27 protein-coding genes and 2 pseudogenes are annotated in these 17,502 nt (G+C 71.0%); 18 read left to right on the forward strand and 11 right to left on the reverse strand.

Annotated elements, in window-relative coordinates:
• Positions 1–178: 178 nt before the first annotated feature.
• The 7 genes and pseudogenes from ACTXG6_RS23980 to ACTXG6_RS24010 form a co-directional block, all read right to left on the reverse strand.
• On the reverse strand, positions 179–337 hold the full coding sequence (locus ACTXG6_RS23980) for a hypothetical protein (RefSeq protein WP_445181611.1): 159 nt from the start codon (positions 335–337) through the stop codon (positions 179–181).
• Positions 338–467: 130 nt separating this feature from the next.
• Positions 468–839: an STAS domain-containing protein gene (locus ACTXG6_RS23985; RefSeq protein ID WP_445181612.1), complete on the reverse strand. Its 372-nt coding sequence runs from the start codon at positions 837–839 to the stop codon at positions 468–470.
• A 170-nt stretch (positions 840–1,009) separates the two neighbouring features.
• Positions 1,010–1,270 carry a DUF4235 domain-containing protein gene (locus ACTXG6_RS23990; protein ID WP_445181613.1) on the reverse strand — a complete coding sequence of 87 codons (261 nt, stop codon included), beginning with the start codon at positions 1,268–1,270 and terminating at the stop codon, positions 1,010–1,012.
• Entirely contained in the window at positions 1,267–1,635 is a 369-nt protein-coding gene (locus ACTXG6_RS23995; protein WP_445181614.1) for a DUF3618 domain-containing protein, read from the reverse strand. The genes ACTXG6_RS23990 and ACTXG6_RS23995 overlap by 4 nt, the downstream gene beginning before the upstream one ends.
• Complete coding sequence (locus ACTXG6_RS24000) at positions 1,625–2,044, reverse strand: phage holin family protein (protein ID WP_445181615.1); 420 nt, start codon at positions 2,042–2,044, stop codon at positions 1,625–1,627. The genes ACTXG6_RS23995 and ACTXG6_RS24000 overlap by 11 nt, the downstream gene beginning before the upstream one ends.
• A gap of 36 nt (positions 2,045–2,080) precedes the next feature.
• A complete protein-coding gene (locus ACTXG6_RS24005; RefSeq protein WP_445190336.1) occupies positions 2,081–2,233 on the reverse strand; it encodes a hypothetical protein in 153 nt (50 codons plus the stop codon).
• 53 nt (positions 2,234–2,286) lie between these two features.
• Positions 2,287–2,520 (reverse strand): annotated as a pseudogene (locus tag ACTXG6_RS24010) (GAF domain-containing protein); the annotation flags it as partial.
• 364 nt (positions 2,521–2,884) lie between these two features.
• On the opposite strand from ACTXG6_RS24010, the gene ACTXG6_RS24015 reads away from it, so the two are divergent.
• The 10 genes from ACTXG6_RS24015 to ACTXG6_RS24060 are packed head-to-tail and all read left to right on the forward strand — an operon-like array spanning position 2,885 to position 8,374.
• The gene (locus ACTXG6_RS24015; protein ID WP_445181616.1) at positions 2,885–3,625 is read left to right on the forward strand and encodes a hypothetical protein; all 741 of its coding nucleotides are present in this window, start codon (positions 2,885–2,887) and stop codon (positions 3,623–3,625) included.
• Positions 3,622–4,818 (forward strand): SRPBCC family protein, encoded by a 1,197-nt coding sequence (locus tag ACTXG6_RS24020; protein WP_445181617.1) that lies wholly within the window; start codon positions 3,622–3,624, stop codon positions 4,816–4,818. Before ACTXG6_RS24015 ends, ACTXG6_RS24020 begins: the two co-directional genes overlap by 4 nt.
• A 6-nt stretch (positions 4,819–4,824) precedes the next feature.
• The gene (gene gvpJ / locus ACTXG6_RS24025; protein ID WP_445181618.1) at positions 4,825–5,280 is read left to right on the forward strand and encodes a gas vesicle protein GvpJ; all 456 of its coding nucleotides are present in this window, start codon (positions 4,825–4,827) and stop codon (positions 5,278–5,280) included.
• Positions 5,277–6,008, forward strand: a complete 732-nt coding sequence (locus ACTXG6_RS24030) for a GvpL/GvpF family gas vesicle protein (RefSeq protein WP_445181619.1) — start codon at positions 5,277–5,279, stop codon at positions 6,006–6,008. The genes gvpJ and ACTXG6_RS24030 overlap by 4 nt, the downstream gene beginning before the upstream one ends.
• A 6-nt stretch (positions 6,009–6,014) precedes the next feature.
• The gene (locus tag ACTXG6_RS24035; RefSeq protein ID WP_445181620.1) at positions 6,015–6,278 is read left to right on the forward strand and encodes a gas vesicle protein GvpG; all 264 of its coding nucleotides are present in this window, start codon (positions 6,015–6,017) and stop codon (positions 6,276–6,278) included.
• Positions 6,268–6,738, forward strand: a complete 471-nt coding sequence (gene gvpO / locus ACTXG6_RS24040) for a gas vesicle protein GvpO (RefSeq protein ID WP_445181621.1) — start codon at positions 6,268–6,270, stop codon at positions 6,736–6,738. The genes ACTXG6_RS24035 and gvpO overlap by 11 nt, the downstream gene beginning before the upstream one ends.
• Position 6,739: 1 nt before the next feature.
• A complete protein-coding gene (locus ACTXG6_RS24045) occupies positions 6,740–7,105 on the forward strand; it encodes a gas vesicle protein (protein ID WP_445181622.1) in 366 nt (121 codons plus the stop codon).
• Complete coding sequence (locus ACTXG6_RS24050; RefSeq protein WP_445181623.1) at positions 7,102–7,866, forward strand: GvpL/GvpF family gas vesicle protein; 765 nt, start codon at positions 7,102–7,104, stop codon at positions 7,864–7,866. The genes ACTXG6_RS24045 and ACTXG6_RS24050 overlap by 4 nt, the downstream gene beginning before the upstream one ends.
• Before the next feature lie 41 nt (positions 7,867–7,907).
• Complete coding sequence (locus ACTXG6_RS24055; RefSeq protein ID WP_445190099.1) at positions 7,908–8,096, forward strand: gas vesicle protein; 189 nt, start codon at positions 7,908–7,910, stop codon at positions 8,094–8,096.
• Positions 8,093–8,374 carry a gas vesicle protein K gene (locus tag ACTXG6_RS24060; RefSeq protein ID WP_445181624.1) on the forward strand — a complete coding sequence of 94 codons (282 nt, stop codon included), beginning with the start codon at positions 8,093–8,095 and terminating at the stop codon, positions 8,372–8,374. The genes ACTXG6_RS24055 and ACTXG6_RS24060 overlap by 4 nt, the downstream gene beginning before the upstream one ends.
• Positions 8,375–8,554: 180 nt before the next feature.
• On the opposite strand, the pseudogene ACTXG6_RS24065 reads toward ACTXG6_RS24060, so the two are convergent.
• Positions 8,555–8,608: pseudogene (locus ACTXG6_RS24065) on the reverse strand (hypothetical protein); the annotation flags it as partial.
• A 60-nt stretch (positions 8,609–8,668) separates the two neighbouring features.
• On the opposite strand from ACTXG6_RS24065, the gene ACTXG6_RS24070 reads away from it, so the two are divergent.
• The gene (locus ACTXG6_RS24070; protein WP_445181625.1) at positions 8,669–8,809 is read left to right on the forward strand and encodes a hypothetical protein; all 141 of its coding nucleotides are present in this window, start codon (positions 8,669–8,671) and stop codon (positions 8,807–8,809) included.
• Positions 8,810–8,864: 55 nt separating this feature from the next.
• On the opposite strand, the gene ACTXG6_RS24075 is transcribed toward ACTXG6_RS24070, so the two are convergent.
• On the reverse strand, positions 8,865–9,677 hold the full coding sequence (locus tag ACTXG6_RS24075) for a family 1 encapsulin nanocompartment shell protein (RefSeq protein WP_445181626.1): 813 nt from the start codon (positions 9,675–9,677) through the stop codon (positions 8,865–8,867).
• 2 nt (positions 9,678–9,679) lie between these two features.
• Positions 9,680–10,336: a hemerythrin domain-containing protein gene (locus ACTXG6_RS24080; RefSeq protein ID WP_445181627.1), complete on the reverse strand. Its 657-nt coding sequence runs from the start codon at positions 10,334–10,336 to the stop codon at positions 9,680–9,682.
• 121 nt (positions 10,337–10,457) lie between these two features.
• Between ACTXG6_RS24080 and ACTXG6_RS24085 the strand changes: the two genes are divergently transcribed.
• From ACTXG6_RS24085 to ACTXG6_RS24105, 5 genes are all read left to right on the forward strand, one after another.
• Complete coding sequence (locus ACTXG6_RS24085) at positions 10,458–11,027, forward strand: type 1 glutamine amidotransferase domain-containing protein (RefSeq protein ID WP_445181628.1); 570 nt, start codon at positions 10,458–10,460, stop codon at positions 11,025–11,027.
• A complete protein-coding gene (locus ACTXG6_RS24090; RefSeq protein WP_445181629.1) occupies positions 11,020–11,238 on the forward strand; it encodes a hypothetical protein in 219 nt (72 codons plus the stop codon). The genes ACTXG6_RS24085 and ACTXG6_RS24090 overlap by 8 nt, the downstream gene beginning before the upstream one ends.
• 13 nt (positions 11,239–11,251) lie before the next feature.
• Positions 11,252–11,578 carry a plasmid stabilization protein gene (locus ACTXG6_RS24095; protein ID WP_445181630.1) on the forward strand — a complete coding sequence of 109 codons (327 nt, stop codon included), beginning with the start codon at positions 11,252–11,254 and terminating at the stop codon, positions 11,576–11,578.
• Positions 11,579–11,702: 124 nt separating this feature from the next.
• Positions 11,703–12,029, forward strand: coding sequence for a DUF2267 domain-containing protein (locus ACTXG6_RS24100; RefSeq protein ID WP_445181631.1), 327 nt, complete (start codon positions 11,703–11,705; stop codon positions 12,027–12,029).
• A gap of 430 nt (positions 12,030–12,459) precedes the next feature.
• The gene (locus ACTXG6_RS24105; RefSeq protein WP_445181632.1) at positions 12,460–13,026 is read left to right on the forward strand and encodes a hypothetical protein; all 567 of its coding nucleotides are present in this window, start codon (positions 12,460–12,462) and stop codon (positions 13,024–13,026) included.
• Position 13,027: 1 nt separating this feature from the next.
• Here the strand turns inward: ACTXG6_RS24105 and ACTXG6_RS24110 are convergent, their stop codons facing one another.
• Entirely contained in the window at positions 13,028–13,684 is a 657-nt protein-coding gene (locus ACTXG6_RS24110) for an HAD family hydrolase (protein WP_445181633.1), read from the reverse strand.
• Between the two features lie 109 nt (positions 13,685–13,793).
• Between ACTXG6_RS24110 and ACTXG6_RS24115 the strand changes: the two genes are divergently transcribed.
• Both ACTXG6_RS24115 and ACTXG6_RS24120 read left to right on the forward strand, forming a co-directional pair.
• Positions 13,794–14,792, forward strand: coding sequence for a TIGR03557 family F420-dependent LLM class oxidoreductase (locus tag ACTXG6_RS24115; protein ID WP_445190100.1), 999 nt, complete (start codon positions 13,794–13,796; stop codon positions 14,790–14,792).
• A gap of 134 nt (positions 14,793–14,926) precedes the next feature.
• The gene (locus ACTXG6_RS24120; protein ID WP_445181634.1) at positions 14,927–17,452 is read left to right on the forward strand and encodes an ATP-dependent Clp protease ATP-binding subunit; all 2,526 of its coding nucleotides are present in this window, start codon (positions 14,927–14,929) and stop codon (positions 17,450–17,452) included.
• Positions 17,453–17,502 lie beyond the last annotated feature (50 nt).

The following is a 17,502-nucleotide window of genomic DNA, read 5'->3' on the forward strand; positions in this document are numbered from 1 at the left end:
GTGAACTCGGCGGGCCGGCGGCCGCCGCGCGAACCAGCTCCGCACTGTCCACCCGGGCTCCTGTGGATGGTGCCCGGCCTGTTGTTACCGAGCTGCACACGAGGCAGGTCGCGGGCGCCCACAACCTGCCTCCTGTGCAGCTCGGTAACAAGCCCCCGGCGGGCGCGAGCGGCGTTATTCAGGGCCCCTCGCTGGCCGTGTCCGGGGTCAGCCGCCAGACCACGTCGGTCCCGCTCTCACCCGACAGCGGCGGTCCCTGGCCGGGCCGCCGCTCGACCTCGACGAAACCCAGCCGCCTCGGGATGGCACCGCTGCGGACGTTCGCCAGGTCGTGCACGATCTCGACCCGGTCGGCCGGCCGATGCGTCGATCTCGAACCATGCGTCGACCTCGAACCATGCGTCGATCTTGAACAGCAACGCGCGCCGGCACAACGGGTTATCAGCGGGCTCGGGGCCGCCGACGGCCTATGCGGCGGCCGTGTCCGCCAGCGGCGAGGCCTGTGCCGCGTCGTCCGCACCCGTGAGCCCGATCTGGACGAACGGCCGCTCGGTCAGGCCGAGGACCGCCAGTGTCTGCAGCACGTCGGCGGACCCGTCGACCAGCACGAGCTGCGCGCCCTGCTCGTGCCAGTACCCGGCGGCCCGCTGCAGCGCGATGGCACCGGATGGCGCGAGCAGCGTCACGCCGGCCATGTTGATGGTCACGACGCCGTCCACGCCGGCCGTGTGCAGGGCGGCGGCGAACTGGCCCGCGATCTCATCGGTGATCTCCCCGCCGACCACCAGTTGGTCCTGCCGGCGCTCGAACGAACACGTACTTTCCCCGTTACTGCTCACTTCAGGGTCACCTGCTCCTTAGTCCAGATCCGAGCTGTACGACAGCTCCGAAGATCAGAAAAAGGAATACCCCGTTAACATGGTCGTAAACAGGATGTGTCTCACAGCTGTGCATCTTGACACGCTGCAGGCCTACCTACTTGCGCTGGTCACCCGGGGGACTGGTGCCGCTACTGCCCCGGGTCGGTGCCGGTGATCTTCTTGTAGCCCTTGGCACCGGCTCGGTCGACCGCCGCCTTCACGGTGCCGAAGATCGCGCCCTGCAATGCGGCGGCGAACAGCACCTCGCGGGTGGAATGCCGGGCGGAGGTGGCGGGCGGTACTTCCTCGTCATCGGAGACGCGGGCCCAGACGCGGTCGAACACCATGCTGGCGAGGATGCCGCCGAGCACACTGACCAGCAGGCCGAGCGGCTTGTAGAGCAGTGTCATGGCCCGACCTTCTTCCGGCGCCGCCGACCGCGCACGATCAGTAGCCCGAGTACGGCGAGGACCACGGTGACTGCCACCCCCGGTCGCTCCCGCAGGGCGCCCCCCAGCTGGCGGGCCTGCTCACGCGCGTCCTCGGACGTGCGTGGGACCCTGGTGCCGGCCTGGGCGCGGACCTCCCGCGCCTTCTCGGTGAGCTGCGTCTGCAGCTCCCGCGCCCGGTCCTGCGAGCGGGCCTTGATGTCCGCCTTGAAGGCCAGCGCCTCCACGGTGTCCGCCAGCGCGTTCCGGGTCGACTCGATGTCGTGGCGCAGCTGTTCGGGATCCGTCGCCGCCGGGCCGGCCTTCGGGGAACTGTCAGGACTCACGTCGGCCACTCTCCTTCACAGCTCGGGCGTCGCGCTGGAGGTTGGTGATGGCCTGCTCCGGAATCGGCGGCACCCCACTCTTCAGCTTCCTTGTTCCGAGCAACGCCAACACTCCCGCCACCACCAGGAGGACGGCCCCGACGATCAGCGCACTCGCCCAGACGGGCAGTACCAGGGCCAGTGCGGCGATCGCGGCGGCGAGCAGCGCCGCCAGTCCGAACAGTCCCAGCACGCTGCCGGCGCCGGCCAGGCCGGCGCCGACCCCGGCGCGCTTGCCCTTCTGTTGAAGTTCGAGCTGTGCCAGCCGCAGCTCGTACTGCGCCAGGCGGGACACCTGTTTCGACAGCAGGCTGACCAGCTCGCCCGTGGGGAGTTCCCGCAGGTCGCCCGCTCCATTGGTCTCGGTCATGTGGAATGGCGTACCCGACACGTGTCGCTCTAATCCTCATGCGGCGGGTGACGGTCCCGGGCCACCCATGACGATGCCGAGGGCCTGGTCGATCGTGGTGCGCGAGGTGAGCGCGTTCTCCAGGTGGCGGCCGCGTTGCTCGCTCTCGGCGAGCCGGGAGGCCAGGACGACCGCCCCGGCGGACTGCACGGCGAAGTCCCCGGCGCGGGTCCGGTCGCTGTCGGCGAACGCCCCGCCTCGCGCGCGTAGAGGGTCAACGCCCCGATCGCCCGCCCGGCCGCGCGGAGCGGGACCGACAGACTGGCGCCGACGCCCTCGGTCCGGCCGCAACGGCTGAACGCGGCCCATCGTGGATCGGTGACGATGTCGCTGACCTCGACATCGCTGTTGTCGCGCAGGCAGGTCAAGCAGGGACCCTCGTCCAGGTCGTACTGGATCTGCTCCATCCGCCGCGCGAGCTCGCTGCTGGTGATCACCGCGTGTCGCGGCTCGGGATGGCGTTTAGCTCGCGAGGGGCTCGATGGCGCCGGCAATTGTCGGGTGCTGAGAGGTGTTCCGTTTGCGGCTCTGCCTCATTTACCGATGGATACCGGGTGTCGTCCCATTGCGATTTCCATGATTGAACCCGTAGGGATGAACGGTCTAACCATCTAGGCCGCTCGGCCCAATTGTGGGCGAACTTGGTCGGCTGTGGCGTGCGTCATGTTTTCGGGGGTAATCACTACGGGACGGGTCAGTGGCTGCCTCGCGGAGTGTGGCGGCCGGTCGGGCTGGCCCGGCGGGATTGTGTGTTACCGACTTGAACCGACTCCAGGAGATCTCATGAAATGCGGAGCACGAGTGGCCATCGGCGTCGCCGGCGGCTATTTCCTCGGACGGACGAAGAAGATGAAGCTCGCGCTGATGCTGGGTGGGATGGCGGCGGGCCGGCAGGCCGGCGGGCCGGGGCAGTTATTGGGTCAGGGCGCGAAGCTCCTGGGTAGTTCCCCCGAGCTCGCGGCGCTGCGCGACCAGCTCACCGGGCGACTGGTGGACGCCGGCAAGGACGCCGTGATGGCGGTCGCCGCCCGGCAGATCGGGTCACTGACCGACCGCGTCTCCGATCGGGTCGAGTCGTTCGCGGACCCGGAGCGGCTCAGCGCCGTCCGGCCGCGACGCAAGGGGCGCAGAGCCGCCGAGGACGCCGAGGACGCCGAGCCGGTCGAGGCCGACGACGAGGCCGAGGACGAGGACGAGGCGGTCGCCGACACCGAGGTTCCGGCCAACGAAGCCTCCGACGGCGAGGTGGACGACGCCCCGGACGACGGTGCGGACACTGACGAGGAGACCGAACGCGCCCCGGCCAAGTCCGGCGCCCGCTCCCGTTCCGCGTCCGCCAACAGCTCGCGAAACCGCACGTCAACACGGAGCAGCTCGTCGTCGGGGCGGACATCCACCACGAGCAAAGCGGCATCCACCGGCAACGCGACGCCGAAGCGTCGGGCCGCTGGGGCCGCTGCGACCCGCACGGTCGGCGCGGCCCGGTCGGGGGCGAAGTCGACGACCGGCCGGGCTTCGCGCGGTAGCCGGAGCGAACGGTGACCGCGACGGGCAAGACGGCCGAGACGGCCGAGACGCTCAACGACGCCTCACCGGGCGACGCGCTGCGTGACGCCGGACAGAAGCTGCTCGGGTTGTTGGTGCAGCGCGCCGCGCAGGCCGCGACCGACCGGGTCGGCGGCCTCGCGGACCGGTTGGGTGACGTCGCCAAGGACGGGGGTCCCGGGCTGTCGGCCGCATTGAGCGGGGGCAAGTCGCTGGCGGAGGGGGACTCGCCGGTCCGGTCCGCGGTCAGCGCGGGACTGACCGGCCTGAAGGAGAAGGTCAAGGGCATGTTCGGCGGCGGTGGCGGCGGGAGCGGGAAGAAGCTGAAGGTCACCAACATTGTCGAAGAGATCGACATCGGCCTGCCGCTGCGGGTCACCTACGACCTGTGGACGCAGTTCGAAGACTTTCCCGGCTACATGAAGAAGGTCAAGAGCGTCGAGCAGGCGGCAGATGAGAAGGTCAACTGGAAAGCTCAGATCTTCTGGTCCAACCGGAGCTGGGAAGCGACCATCCTCGAGCAGGTTCCCGACTCGCACATCGTGTGGCGCTCCAAAGGTGCCAAGGGTCATGTGAATGGTGCGGTGAGCTTCACCGAGTTGGGCCCGAACCTGACGCGCGTGCTGCTGGTGTTGGAGTACTACCCGCAGGGCCTCTTCGAGAGGACCGGAAATATCTGGCGGGCACAGGGCCGGCGCACCCGGCTTGAATTCAAGCATTTCCGTCGCAACGCAATGGCGAACGCGATTCTGCATCAGGACGAGATCGAGGGTTGGCGCGGCGAGATCCGCGACAGCGAGGTGGTGCGCTCCCACGAGGACGCGCTGCGGGACGAGGAGGAGCAGACCGGCGGCCCGGACGACGAACAGGTCGACGGCGCCGATGACGGCGACCGGGTCGACGAGGCCGACGAGGCCGACGAGGCCGAGGACGCCTACGAGGAGGACGACGCTGAAGGCGAGTACGAGGACGAGGACCAGTACGACGACGAGTACGACGACGTCGACGAGGAAGACGAGTACGACGACGCGGATGACCGGGGGGACCAGAGCGACGATGACGACGAGCGGGAACAGGACGAGGACGTCGCCGAGCCCGCGGACGACGAGCCCGAGAAGGAGCGGCGCAACGGCCGGCCGGCCCGGCGCCGGGCCGCCCGCGCCGGCGGCGGTACGCGACAGGGGCGGTGAGCGTCGATGACTGTTGCCAGCCAACGCGGCGGCGCCAGCGGCGGCGTCGAGCGCTACACCGGCGGCGGATCCTCCGGACTGGCCGATGTCGTCGAGATGATCCTGGACAAGGGCCTGGTCATCGACGTGTTCGTGCGGGTGTCACTGGTCGGGATCGAGATCCTGACCATCGACGCGCGGATCGTGGTGGCCAGCGTGGACACGTTCCTGCGGTTCGCCGAAGCCACCAACCGGCTGGACCTGTACGGCAAGGGCAAGGGCGGCAAGGACCTGCCGGAGATGATGCAGGGCATCACCGAGAGCGGCGCCAAGGGAAAGACCGGCGGGGTGCTCGACGCCGCCGCCGACAAGGTCGGCCAGCTGCTGGGGGGTGGTGACGACGACGAGGAGGACGAGGAACCGGCGGAACAGCCGCGTCGTCGCCCGCGCCCGCGCGAGCGCAGCAGGGAGCGTGAACGGTGAGCCCCACCTACGTATACGGACTGGTACGGGCGGATCTCGCCGTCCCGGCCGGGCTCGACGGCCTCGGCGGGGCGCCGGTCGAACTGGTGGCGCACGAGGGACTCGGTGCGCTGGTCAGCGCGGCCCCCACCGGCCGCCCGCTCGGTACCCGCGAGGACCTGTTCGCCCACGAGAGGGTGGTCGACACGGTCGCGGCCGAGGTGACGGTGCTGCCGATGCGGTTCGGGAGCGTCATCGAACGGCCGGCGGTCGTGGACGAGCTGCTCGCACCGCACCTGGCTGAGCTGGACGCCGCGATCGCCGACCTCGACGGACACGTCCAGTACTCGGTCAAGGGCCGCTACGAGCGCGAGGTTGTGCTCCGCGAGGTCGTGGTGGCCGACCCGGAGATCGCCGAGCTGCGCGAACGGGTGCACGGGGTGCCGGAGGAGGCGTCCTACGAGGATCGGATGAGGTTGGGAGAGCTGGTGGTGGGCGCGATCGAGGAGCGGGCCCGGCGCGAGGGCGGCCGGATGCACGAGATGCTGAGCGCACAGGCCGCGGCGGCGGTCGCTCGCCCGTCCACCGATCCCGAGCAGGTCCTCGACTCCGCGTTCCTGGTGCCCAGGGATCGCCTGCACGAGTTCGAGCATGCGGTGGACCAGCTCGGCACGGACCTGGCCGGCACCGTCAGGTTCCGGCTGATCGGCCCGGTCGCTCCGTACGACTTCGTCGCCGCGGCGGGGTGAGAGGCGATGGGAGTGCTCACCGGGCTGCTGACGCTGCCGCTCGCACCGTTGCGCGGAGTGTTGTGGGTGTCGGAGCTGATCCGGGACCACGCGGAGCAGCAGTACTACGACCCCGCCGAGATCCGCCGTCAACTCGAGTTGGTCGACGAGGCACGCCGCTCCGGTGAGCTGTCCGAATCGGAGTGCGCGGCGGTGGAGGACGAGCTGCTCGCCCGTCTGATGCACGGCCCGGCCCGCCCGCCCCCGGGGAGCGATCGCGGTGGCGGCTGACCGTACTGGCGACGCCGACGACACTGAGCCGGTCCCACGACCGCGGCGGTCGCGCCGTGACCCGCCTGAGCGCCGTGAGCCGGCTCAGCGCCGTGAGCCGGCTCAGCGCCGCGCACCGACCCGGCGGCGGGAGCCGACCGACCGAACGGAGCCGACCGAGCGGGCTGAGCGGGCACAGCCGTCCGCCGGCCGCAACGGGCAGGTCCGATCGGCGGCCGCGGCCGCCAAGAGGGCGATCCGGGAGATCGCGGAACTGACCGGACGCACGCCGGACAACATCGTGTCCATCCAGCGGCGGGAGGACGGCTGGTGTGTCGCCGTGGAACTGGTGGAGACCCATCGCATCCCGGACACCGCGGACATCCTGGCCATCTACGAGGCGGAGCTCGACGAGCACGGCGAGCTGGTCTCCTACCGGCGGACCCGGCGCTACCTGCGCGGTCGGGTCCAGGAGAACTGAGATGCCACTTCCAGACGGACTCGTGACCTCCAACACCGCCGGGCCGCCCGCCCGGCAACAGACCGCGAACCTGGCCGACATCCTGGAACGGGTGCTCGACAAGGGCATTGTGATCGCGGGCGACATCCGGGTGAACCTGCTCGACATCGAGCTGCTGACGATCAAGATCCGACTGCTCATCGCCTCGGTGGACAAGGCGCGCGAGATCGGCATCGACTGGTGGGAGCGCGATCCGTCGCTCAGTTCTAAGCAGCGTGACCTGGCCGGGGAGAACAAGGCGCTGCGCGAGCGCATCGAAGCGCTCGAAGCCGCCGCGCCGGCCGAGCTGGACGGGGCGCGGTCGCGCAGGGCGGAGACGGACCGGTGACCGGCGGCCCGCTGTGCTACGTGTACGCGATCGTCGACGCCCCGCCACGGCACCTCGAGGTGTGCCCCGGCGTAGACGGGACGGCCGTGACGACCGTCGAGCGGGGTGAGTTGGCGGCTGTGGTCAGCCTGGTCGACCGGGATCGCTTCGACGCGGAGTCGCTGCGGGCCAATCTCGAGGACCTGGACTGGCTGGAGCAGACCGCGAGGGCGCACCACCAGGTGATCGACACGATCGCCCGGCAGACCCCGGTGGCGCCGCTGCGGATGGCGACGATCCTGTGGGACGAGCGTGGCGTCGCCGAGCTGCTCGAGGCGAACCGGCCGGAGTTCACCGAGGTGCTCGAGCGGGTCCGGGGCCGGGAGGAGTGGGGGGTCAAGGCGTACGCCATGCCCGTCGGACCCCCGGATGCGCCGCAGGGCCCGGCGGAGTCGGCGGGCGGACCGGGCACCGCCTACCTGATGCGCAAGCGCGGCCAGCGGGACCGGGCGCGGCAGGCCGTCCAGGCCGGGGCGGACCTCGCGCGGCGGTTGCACGATGTACTGACCGGGCACTCGGTCGCCGCCAGGGTGTACCCGCCGCAGGACCCTCGGCTGTCCGGGCGCACCGAACCCATGGCGCTCAACGCCGCATACCTGGTCGCCGCGGTGGACGCGGAGAGCCTGCGCGCGGCCGCCGCCCGGTTCGAGTCGCCGGACCTGCGGGTCGAGCTGACCGGGCCGTGGGCGCCCTACTCGTTCGCCGAGGTCAGCCAACCGTGACCACCCAACCGAACGGAGCCCGGCCGGTGCCCGCCCAGCCGATGCCCGCCCAGCCGTGGCCGGGGCGACCCGGCGAGGAGATCGCGCTGGTCGACCTGCTGGACCGCCTGCTGGCCGGGGGAGTCGTGCTCACCGGCGAGGTGACCATCTCGCTGGCCGGCGTCGACCTGGTGCACCTCTCGCTGCGCGCCCTGATCAGCTCGGTGTCGACGTTGGCCGCGCGCCCGTGACCGAGCTGCCGCACCGGATCGACGCGGACCCGGACTCGGTCGGGCGGGACCTGGGCCGCTTGGTGCTCACCGTCGTGGAGCTGCTCCGCCAGCTCATGGAGCGACAGGCGATCAGGCGGATCGACGCGGGTGACCTGCCGGAGGAGACCGTCGAGGAGCTCGGGGTGGGGCTGATGCACCTGGAGGACGCGATGGCCGAGTTGCGTGAGCACTTCGGCCTCGAACCGGGCGACCTCAACCTCGACCTCGGTCCGCTCGGCAAGCTGCTGCCCGACTGACCCGGGTCGGTCCGTCCCCGTCAGCCGACGACGGCGTGCACCGCCAGATAGACGAGCGCGGCGGCCGCGGCGGCCATCGGGATGGTGAGGACCCAGCCGATCGCGATGTTCCCGGCCACCCCCCCAGCGCACCGCGGAGCGTCTCTTGGTCGCACCCACCCCGAGTACCGCGGAGGTCATCGTCTGGGTTGTCGAGATCGGCGCGGCGAAGACGAACGCGCTGACGTACAGCAGGCTGGACGCGGTGACCTCGGCGGCGAACGCGTGCCCTTGAGCTTGATCAGGATCTGGTGGGTGAGCTCGTCGCCCTCGGTCTCCAGCTCCTTGATCTGCTTGGCGATCGCCTCCCGGTTGGGTGGTTCGGCGGCGACCAGCGTGGCGAGCTGGTCGGCCGCGTCGGCGATGATCTCGGCGGCCTGGATGAACAGTGGGTAGCGGCAACCAACTGTTCAGCGAGCGGCAACCTACCAGGACGGCCGGGAGGGGTCGGTCAGCTGGTGAGCGCGATGGCCGCGTCGGGCTCGGTGACCTGGAAGGTGAAGCTCTCTTCGAGGTAGAGGTACACCGTGTCGGCGTCGTGGTGGCTGTAGCCGATGGAGATGTCCTGGCCGACGTTGAGGTGGAAGTCGTCACCGCGCTGGCTGAGCACCACCGCGCTGTCCAGCCCCGGGGTCCAGACCACGTTGCCGCCGAGGATCTTGGTGAGGTGGTCGAGCAGCAGGTAGCCGGTGTCCTCGGTGGTCTCGATGATGCGGGTGTAGGCGTCCGGCCCGACGGCGAGGGCGTAAGGCCCTTCGACGCCCGCCAGCCGCAGCCGGTCGACCGCGCCCGCGACGACCCCGGGGTAGCTGTGGGTGTCCGCGCCGAGCTTGACGTTGGGTGCCGGCGCGGCCGCGATGATGCCCTCGATGTCGGCGTCCGGCCAGCCGTGGAACACCGCCCGGTTCTCGATCTCGGCGGCCTGGCGCGCGGCCCGGTCCAGGTCGTCGAACTCGAGGTCGCGCGCGCCGCGCTCGGCGTTGTCGATCTCGTCGCGACTGACCGTGAACGGCACCCTGACCTCGGCCAACGGCCGTACCCGGCGTTGCCGGGTGCGCACGGTGCCGCCATCGGTACCGGGCGGCCCGCTCAGCTGCTGGGTGCGTCCCAAGCTGACGGCCGAGTGCTCCCAGCCACCCGGACCGGTCCAGTCGACGACCCGGCGCGCGGCGAGCAGCGGGACGAGCCGCTCACGGGCCTCGTCGTCGATCTGTGCCCACGCACCGGTGGGGATCGGGGCGATGTCGCGCAGGAGGTGGTCCATGGTCAGCGTCCTTTCAGACTGCCGATGCCGAGGGAGTTGTCGGCTCGGGAAGTGGTGGTCGACCTGGGTCCCTGGTCGGGTGCGACCCGTGAGTCGACGTAGCGCTGTGGGTCCTTGTCGGAGGTGTCCAGGTCGCGGGCGTCGTGGTGCTCGGCCATGAACTGGCGGAACCGGCGGCCCAGTGACTCGCGCAGCCCGAGGGTGGCGTGCTGACGGAAGTCGGCAAGGCCCTCGCGCTCCTCCTCGGCCATGTGTTCGTCGTTGGCGACCCGTGCCCTGCCGACTGCCGCCCACCAGTCCTGGCTGCCCACCGGCCGGCGGGCAGCGTCGTGCACGGCGTCCCGGATGTCGTTGTGGTCCCCGATCGCGTCGAGCGTCTCGTCCCGCGCATCGGCTCCCTTGCGCAGCAGCTGCGGGTAGAAGATCTCCTCCTCGGCGATGGCGTGCACGTCCAGCAGGTCCGCGAGCGGGTCCCACACCTCGGACAGGTCCGCCGCCGGCAGCGACTCCTCGGCCTGCAGGTCATCCAGCCGCGCGAAGGCCCGCCGGAAGTGCTCGTGGTCATCGAGAATGAGTTGGGTGATGTCGTCCGATCCGCTGCCGCCGGCCCAGGGCGGCCGGGGCGCGCCGGATTTCTCAGCCGCGCTGTGCTCAACCATGCCGGATGGATACCCAGATGCGCGCCGGTCATGCGGGAGGCGGCGGCGATTAGCTGAGCCGAGGTCGGGGGCGCCCCGGACCGGGTGGGTTTGTCTCCCGGGGCGCCGGGTAGTCGAATCCATGACCAATTCGACACAGACCCTGCGGGGTCGCAAGGTTGCCTTCCTGGTTGCCCCCGAGGGTTTCGAGCAGGTCGAGCTGACCGAGCCGTGGAAGGCGGTCGCCGAGGCCGGCGGGACGCCGGAGCTGGTCAGTACCGCCTCCGGTGAGGCTCAGGGCTTCAACCACCTGGACAAGGCCGACACGTTCACCGTCGACCAGGTGGTCTCGGACGTCAGCGGGGCGGACTACGACGCGCTGGTGCTTCCGGGCGGGGTGGCCAACCCCGACTTCCTGCGTACCGAGCCGGACGCGGTGAGCTTCACCCGCGGTTTCTTCGACCAGGGCAAACCGGTTGCCGTCATCTGCCACGGCCCGTGGACGCTGATCGAGGCGGACGTGGTGCGCGGCCGCCGGATCACCTCGTGGCCGAGCCTGGCGACGGACCTGCGCAACGCCGGCGCGGACTGGGTCGACGAGCAGGTCGTCACCGACCAGGGCCTGGTGAGCAGCCGGAATCCGGATGACCTGCCGGCGTTCTGTGCCGCGCTCGTCGAGGAGTTCGCCGCGAACGGACCGTCCCGTGGCTGAGCAGCGACAACGCGACGGCGACCAGGGCGATACGGCCGCGGCGGAGCGGCCGATCAACCTCGAAAAGACCGTGGACCAGCTCGAGGAGCGGGTCCTCGGCCACCGGGTGGACCAGGTCCGGTCGGAGGACGACGACCCGACCGCGCCGGCGTTCGAGCAGGACCTGGCCGACGAGCCGCCCGCCGACGGCCCGGCGGCGGAACCATCATGAGCGGAGGAAGCTGGTGCCTCAGCAGGCATGGAGCAAGAAGCGCGAGCGGCAGTACGAGCACATCAAGGACTCCCAGGTGCAACGGGGGACCGGGGAGGGGCGCGCCGAAGAGATCGCGGCCCGCACGGTGAACAAGAACCGGGCGCAGGCGGGCGAGTCCGACCAGGCCAGCCGGACCTCCACCGAGGACATCTCCCCGCAGCGGCGCGGTGGCAAGCGTTCCCACTCCGGCTCGGGCGGCCGCACGAAGGAGCAGCTGTACCAGGACGCGAAGCGCCACGGGGTGAAGGGTCGTTCGAAGATGAGCAAGGCTCAGCTCGAGCGGGCGCTACCGGACTGACAGTCCGCGCGCACCGCCACCCGAGCCCGGCATGAGCATTTCTCAGCAACCCATGTGTACCCGGCGCGTGCCCGGGTACTTGGGATCGGGCCCGTCGCGGGGGCCGAGGGGGAAGGTGGCCGAGATGACTGAGGACGAGTTCCTCGCGGACGTGCGGCGACTCGGTGGGTTGGATTCGCCGGAGGAGACCGAGCGCGCGGTGCGCGCGACGTTGGCGGTTCTCGGCACCCGACTGCCTGCCCACCTGCTGGGCCCGCTGGGGCGGCTGCTGCCCGGCAACCTCGGAGAGTTGTTGCACACGCTGCCGCCCGGCCAGAACGGAGCTGTCGAGCCGGTGGGTTGGCCCAGGGACAGCGCCGAGCTGTGGGCCGCGGCCGACACCGCGGCCCGGATCGACCTCGCGGAGGCCCAGGCCAACGGCACGTGGTCGGTCGCAGAGCCGTGCTGCTGACGGACCGGTGACTGACGGACCCCGACTGACACCCTGACTGACGGACGCCGACTGACGGGTCAGGCCCCGGCCATGGATATCGAGGGCCGCTCGGGAGTGGGCCTGGGCGTGCGCGCCGGGGCGGCGCCGCGCCGTTCCGGCCGCGGCGGGGCGACCACCGAGAGCGACTTCTCAGGCTTGCGCGTACCGGGTAGGACACCCCCGCGATGCTCGACCCAGTGAGCTTCGACGACCTGCAGGCCGAGCGGTACGACCAGGACGAGTATCGGAACGATGCCTACGGCCCACATGGTCCCGTATATCCCCCCTGGCCGGATCTAATCCTTCTCCTCGGGCATCCGTTCGGGTCATCCCGCGTGCGCCCGCTCGTTCGGGCGGCTCCACTGGTACCGGCCGAGTAGACCAACGGCCCGTTGACGGAGGGACAGAGATGTCGAGCCAGTCGGGGAAGTCGAGCACCAGGGTCGAGTCGGCCGTCGAGCGGATCAGGGAGCTCAACGATCGAATCGTGAAGTCCGCCAAGCAGGGTGGCGAGGAGTCCATCAGGGCCTACGAGCGAATGCTGGAGAACCTGGCCGAGGCGCAGGAGGCGGCCGGGGACCGCGGCTCGGACTGGATCCGGGAGTTCGCCCACGCCCAGGCCAACTTCACCCGCCAGCTGGCCGAGGCCTTCCCCGCGCTGCTGCAGCGGCTCGGCGCCCGCGGCACAGGAAACGACACGGAGAACGACACGGAGAACGACACGGACATCGACACGAACATCGGTGGCGGGGCGACCGACCGGGTCCGCGACGTCCCCGGTGGCGCCGATGCCGAGGGGCCGGTGCCCGGCGCGGCGGACCTGCCGATCGAGAACTACGACGAGCTGACCGTCCAGGAGATCAACCGGCGCCTCCGTGGACTGTCCGAGGTCGAGCTCGCCACGGTGGCCGCCTACGAGGCCAGGACGAAGAACCGCAGGACGATCCAGGCCAAGATCGACGCGCTTCGTCAGTGAGTCATCGGTGCGCGGTGAGGACCTCGTCCAGGTTCTCGCGCAGCTCGGTCAGCGAGTCGTAGACCGCCGCCGCGCCCGCCTCGAGCAGCTCCTGCTCGGAGAACCCGCCGGTGCGCAGCGCGTAGCCGGGATAGCCGGCCCGGCGCGCGGCGGCGAAGTCCCAGACCGAGTCCCCGACCATCACCGGGGAGTCCCCGCCGGCCTTGCGCAGGGCAACCTGCAGCAGGTCCGGAGCGGGCTTGGTGCGGTCCACGTCGCCGGACGTCGTCCAGCCGTGCGCCACCGACTTGCCGTCGATGAGCTCCAGGTAGTGGTCGACGTGCTCGGGTTTGCCGGAGCTGGCCAGCACCACGGTGACACCGCGGTCCCGCAGCTCGACCAGTAGCTCCCTCGCACCGTCGAAGGGCTGCACCTCGTGCAGCATCGGGTCGAACTCCGCCGACCAGCGCGCCCGCAGTTCGTCGCCCAGCCGCTCCTCGACCTCGTCACCGGCGACGGACCCGACGAGCTGGTCGCCGCCCATGCCGATCGCCCGGTGCAGCCGCCACACCGGCAGAGTCAGACCGTAGTGCCGAAACGCGCGGTACCAGGCGAGCGCGTGCTGGTAGTTCGAATCGATCAGAGTGCCGTCGACGTCGACCACCGCGGTATCCACCATGGGGTACCGGTTGCCCCGGACCGGGCCCGTCAAACCCGCCCGGTGCACCGGCTCACATTGGTGCCCGGGGCGGTTTGAGCGCCGCCTCGACGGGTAGAGGCCCGGAATGGTGGCAATGGGATACACCTTGATGACCGAGCAGCGTGGTCCGAAGGGCCTGGTCGCGGACGCGGTCGGGGCGGAGCGCGCCGGTTTCGACTTCGCGGTCAGCAGCGACCACTACTTCCCCTGGCTGGAGGAACAGGGGCATGCGCCGTATGCCTGGTCGGTGCTCGGCGCGGTCGCCGCGAGCACCGAGCGGATCGGGCTGATGACCTACGTGACCTGTCCGATCATGCGGTACCACCCGGCCGTCGTGGCGCAGAAGGCCGCGACGCTGTCCCTGCTCGCGGACGGCCGTTTCCTGCTGGGTCTCGGCTCCGGGGAGAACCTGAACGAGCACGTCGTCGGCCAGGGCTGGCCGCCGGTCAACGTCCGGCACGAGATGTTCGGCGAGGCGGTGACCATCATCCGGGCCCTGCTGGACGGCACGGACGTGAACTTCGTCGGTGACCACTTCCGGGTCGACTCGGCACGGCTCTACGACCTGCCCGAGTCGCGGGTGCCGATCGGCGTCGCGGTCAGTGGCGCGCAGAGCATCGGCCTGTTCGCGGCGGACGCCGACGCGATGATCGCGGTCCAGCCGGAGCGGGACCTGGTCGGCCGGTTCGACGCGGCAACGTCGAAACGGGTTCCGAAGATCGGCCAGCAGCCGATCTGCTGGGACCCCGACAAGGATGAGGCGGTCCGTCGGGCGCACGAGCAGTTCCGCTGGTTCGCCGGCGGGTGGAAGGTCAACGCGGAGCTGCCGGGACCGTCGGGTTTCGCCGCCGCGACCCAGTTCGTCCGGCCCGAGGACGTGGCCGCGTCGATCTCCTGCGGACCCGACACGAAACAGCACGTTGAGGCCCTGCGGCCATGGGCGGAGGCGGGGTTCAGCCACGTCGCCCTGGTGCAGATCGGCGGGGAGACGCAGCCGGAGTTCCTGGACTACGCGCGCGAGGAGCTGTTGCCGGCGTTGCGCGGCGAGTACGGCGACGCGCCCGAGCACTGGCTCGACGCGCCGTAGCGGGGACGGCGCCGGACACCCGGGGTGCTCGAATTCCGGTTGCGGCGGGTCCGCCGTGGGTAACCAACCCGCGTGATCGAGGACATCAGGCGACCACGGCGCAGGCCCAGCGATCCGGTCGGGGAGTGGGTGCGATGACGGCCGGATTCGGCTCCGAGCCGGAGTCCTTCGATGACTTCATCGCACACTTCTTCGGCGGCGAGCCCGGCGATCCCCGCCGGCTGACCTACCAGGTGGACATCGCGCGGCTGATGTCGGCGCCGACGAAGGCGATGGTGGCCGCGGCCGCCGAGTTCGTCGCCACCCGGGGCGGGATCGACCTCGGGGCCGAGCACCTGCTGTGGGCGTCCACCCGCATCAGCCTGCTCGCGGAGCTGCTGCGGGTGGCCGGCGCCGACCCCGACGAGCTGGCCCGCCAGGTCCACGAGCTCACCCCGGGCGGCCCGGTGGCCGAGAACATGCCCACCCTGACCCCGGCGGCCAAACGGGCGCTGCTGGACGCCCACCACGTCGCCCAGGCACTGGGGTCGGAGTTCATCGGGCCGGACCACGTCCTGCTGGCGCTCAGCACAAACGAGGAGTCGCCGGCCGGACAGCTGCTGCGCACCTTCGGCGTCACCCCGGACGGGTTGCAGCGCGCCGCGGCCGAGCTGGAGACGCGGGCCGCCCCCCAGGTCGGGACGAACCAGCGGGCCGGCGGGGCGCCCCAGATCTCGACGCTGGACTCGTTCTCTATCGACCTGACGGCGGCCGCCCGGGCGGGGCGGCTGGACCCGGTGATCGGGCGGGACAGCGAGATCGAGCAGACCGTCGAGGTGCTGGCGCGGCGGACCAAGAACAACCCGGTGCTGATCGGCGAGGCCGGCGTCGGCAAGACGGCCATCGTGGAGGGGATCGCCCAGCGCATCGTGGACGGGGACGTGCCCGCCGCGCTGGCCGGGCGCCGGGTGGTGTCGCTGCAGCTGTCCACCATGGTGGCCGGCACCCGCTACCGCGGTGACTTCGAGGAGCGCATCACCCAGGTCATCGACGAGATCCGGGTCAACGCCGACGAGCTGATCGTGTTCATCGACGAGCTGCACACCGTGGTCGGGGCCGGCGCCGGGAGCGACGGCGGCGGGATGGACGCGAGCAACATGCTCAAGCCGGCGCTGGCCCGGGGCGAGCTGCACGTCATCGGTGCCACGACGCTCGACGAGTACCGCCGCAAGATCGAGCGCGACGCCGCCCTGGAACGCCGCTTCCAGCCGATCCTGGTGCCGGAGCCGTCGGTGGCGGACTCGGTTCACATCCTGACCGGCCTGCGCGACCGGTACGAGGCCCACCACCAGGTGCGCTACACCGACGCCGCGGTCCAGGCCGCGGCCTCGCTCGCCGATCGCTACCTGACCGACCGCTTCCTGCCGGACAAGGCGGTCGACCTGCTCGACCAGGCCGGCGCCCGGGTGCGGCTGCGGGTCAGGGGGCCGGCGAACGACGTCCGTGAGCTGGAGCGCCGCGTCGCGGAGCTCGAGCGGGACAAGGGCGAGGCGGTGGCGGCCGAGGACTACGAGCGGGCCAGTACCGTCCGCGACCAGCTCGGTGAGCTGCGCAGGGAGGCCGACTCGGCGCGCGGGAGCGGCGGCGACGGCGTACCCGAGGTGGGCGCGGTGGAGATCGCCGAGATCGTGGCCCGGTCCACCGGTATCCCGGCCGCCGCGCTCACCGAGGCCGAGCGGGACCGGCTGGTCCGTCTCGGGGACGACCTGCACGCCAGGGTGGTCGGCCAGGACGAAGCGGTGCGGGTCGTCGCGGAGGCGGTCCGGCGGTCCAGGGCCGGCGTGGCCGATCCGGCCCGGCCGGTCGGCAGCTTCCTGTTCCTTGGGCCGACCGGGGTGGGCAAGACCGAGCTGGCCAAGGCGCTGGCGGCGAGTCTGTTCGGCGACGAGGCCCGGCTCGTGCGGATCGACATGAGCGAGTACACCGAGCGGCACACGGTCAACCGGCTGGTGGGTGCCCCGCCCGGCTACCTCGGCTACGACGATGCCGGTCAGCTCACCGAGCAGGTCCGGCGGCGCCCGTACTCCGTGGTTCTGCTGGACGAGATGGAGAAGGCCCACCCGGACGTCTTCCACACCCTGTTGCAGGTTCTCGACGACGGCCGGCTGACCGACGGCCACGGCCGTACCGTCAACTTCCGCAACGCGGTCGTCATCATGACCAGCAACGTCGGCTCGGAGGCGATCGCCAGCACCACGTCCCTGGGTTTCGGCGGCACCACCGACCGCGGTGACGACGAGACGGTCCGGGCCAAGGTCATGAGCCAGCTGAAGGAGACGTTCCGGCCGGAGTTCCTGAACCGGGTGGACGAGATCGTGGTGTTCCGCCGCCTCGGTGACGACGAACTGCGGCTGATCACCGAGCTGCTGCTCGCCGAGCTGCGGCAGCGGGTGGGCGAGCTGGGCGTGCGGGTGCACACCGAGCCGGCCGCGCTGAGCTGGTTGGCCCGGCGCGGGCACCAACCCGAGTTCGGGGCGCGGCCGCTGCGCCGGGCGATCCAGCACGAGGTCGGCAACCGGCTGTCCGCCATGCTGCTCGGCGGGGAGCTGAGCCGTGGGGACGAGGTGCGGATCGCGGTCGCCGACGACGAGCTGACGTTCTCGACGGCCCCGGCGGGCTGAGAACTGGCGGGCTGAGAACTGGCGGGCTGAGAACTGGCGGGCTGAGAACT

Source organism: Pseudonocardia sp. Cha107L01 (assembly GCF_052566575.1).

What these genes read in the sequence shown, in the direction of transcription:
- ACTXG6_RS24035 (WP_445181620.1), top strand. Translation starts at nt 6,015, where the DNA reads ATGGGAGTGCTCACCGGGCTGCTGACGCTGCCGCTCGCACCGTTGCGC.
- ACTXG6_RS24080 (WP_445181627.1), bottom strand. Translation starts at nt 10,336, where the DNA reads ATGGTTGAGCACAGCGCGGCTGAGAAATCCGGCGCGCCCCGGCCGCCC.
- ACTXG6_RS24075 (WP_445181626.1), bottom strand. Translation starts at nt 9,677, where the DNA reads ATGGACCACCTCCTGCGCGACATCGCCCCGATCCCCACCGGTGCGTGG.
- ACTXG6_RS24085 (WP_445181628.1), top strand. Translation starts at nt 10,458, where the DNA reads ATGACCAATTCGACACAGACCCTGCGGGGTCGCAAGGTTGCCTTCCTG.
- ACTXG6_RS24055 (WP_445190099.1), top strand. Translation starts at nt 7,908, where the DNA reads ATGCCCGCCCAGCCGTGGCCGGGGCGACCCGGCGAGGAGATCGCGCTG.
- ACTXG6_RS23990 (WP_445181613.1), bottom strand. Translation starts at nt 1,270, where the DNA reads ATGACACTGCTCTACAAGCCGCTCGGCCTGCTGGTCAGTGTGCTCGGC.
- ACTXG6_RS24045 (WP_445181622.1), top strand. Translation starts at nt 6,740, where the DNA reads ATGCCACTTCCAGACGGACTCGTGACCTCCAACACCGCCGGGCCGCCC.
- ACTXG6_RS24105 (WP_445181632.1), top strand. Translation starts at nt 12,460, where the DNA reads ATGTCGAGCCAGTCGGGGAAGTCGAGCACCAGGGTCGAGTCGGCCGTC.
- ACTXG6_RS24110 (WP_445181633.1), bottom strand. Translation starts at nt 13,684, where the DNA reads ATGGTGGATACCGCGGTGGTCGACGTCGACGGCACTCTGATCGATTCG.
- ACTXG6_RS24120 (WP_445181634.1), top strand. Translation starts at nt 14,927, where the DNA reads ATGACGGCCGGATTCGGCTCCGAGCCGGAGTCCTTCGATGACTTCATC.
- gvpJ (WP_445181618.1), top strand. Translation starts at nt 4,825, where the DNA reads ATGACTGTTGCCAGCCAACGCGGCGGCGCCAGCGGCGGCGTCGAGCGC.
- ACTXG6_RS24100 (WP_445181631.1), top strand. Translation starts at nt 11,703, where the DNA reads ATGACTGAGGACGAGTTCCTCGCGGACGTGCGGCGACTCGGTGGGTTG.
- ACTXG6_RS24000 (WP_445181615.1), bottom strand. Translation starts at nt 2,044, where the DNA reads ATGACCGAGACCAATGGAGCGGGCGACCTGCGGGAACTCCCCACGGGC.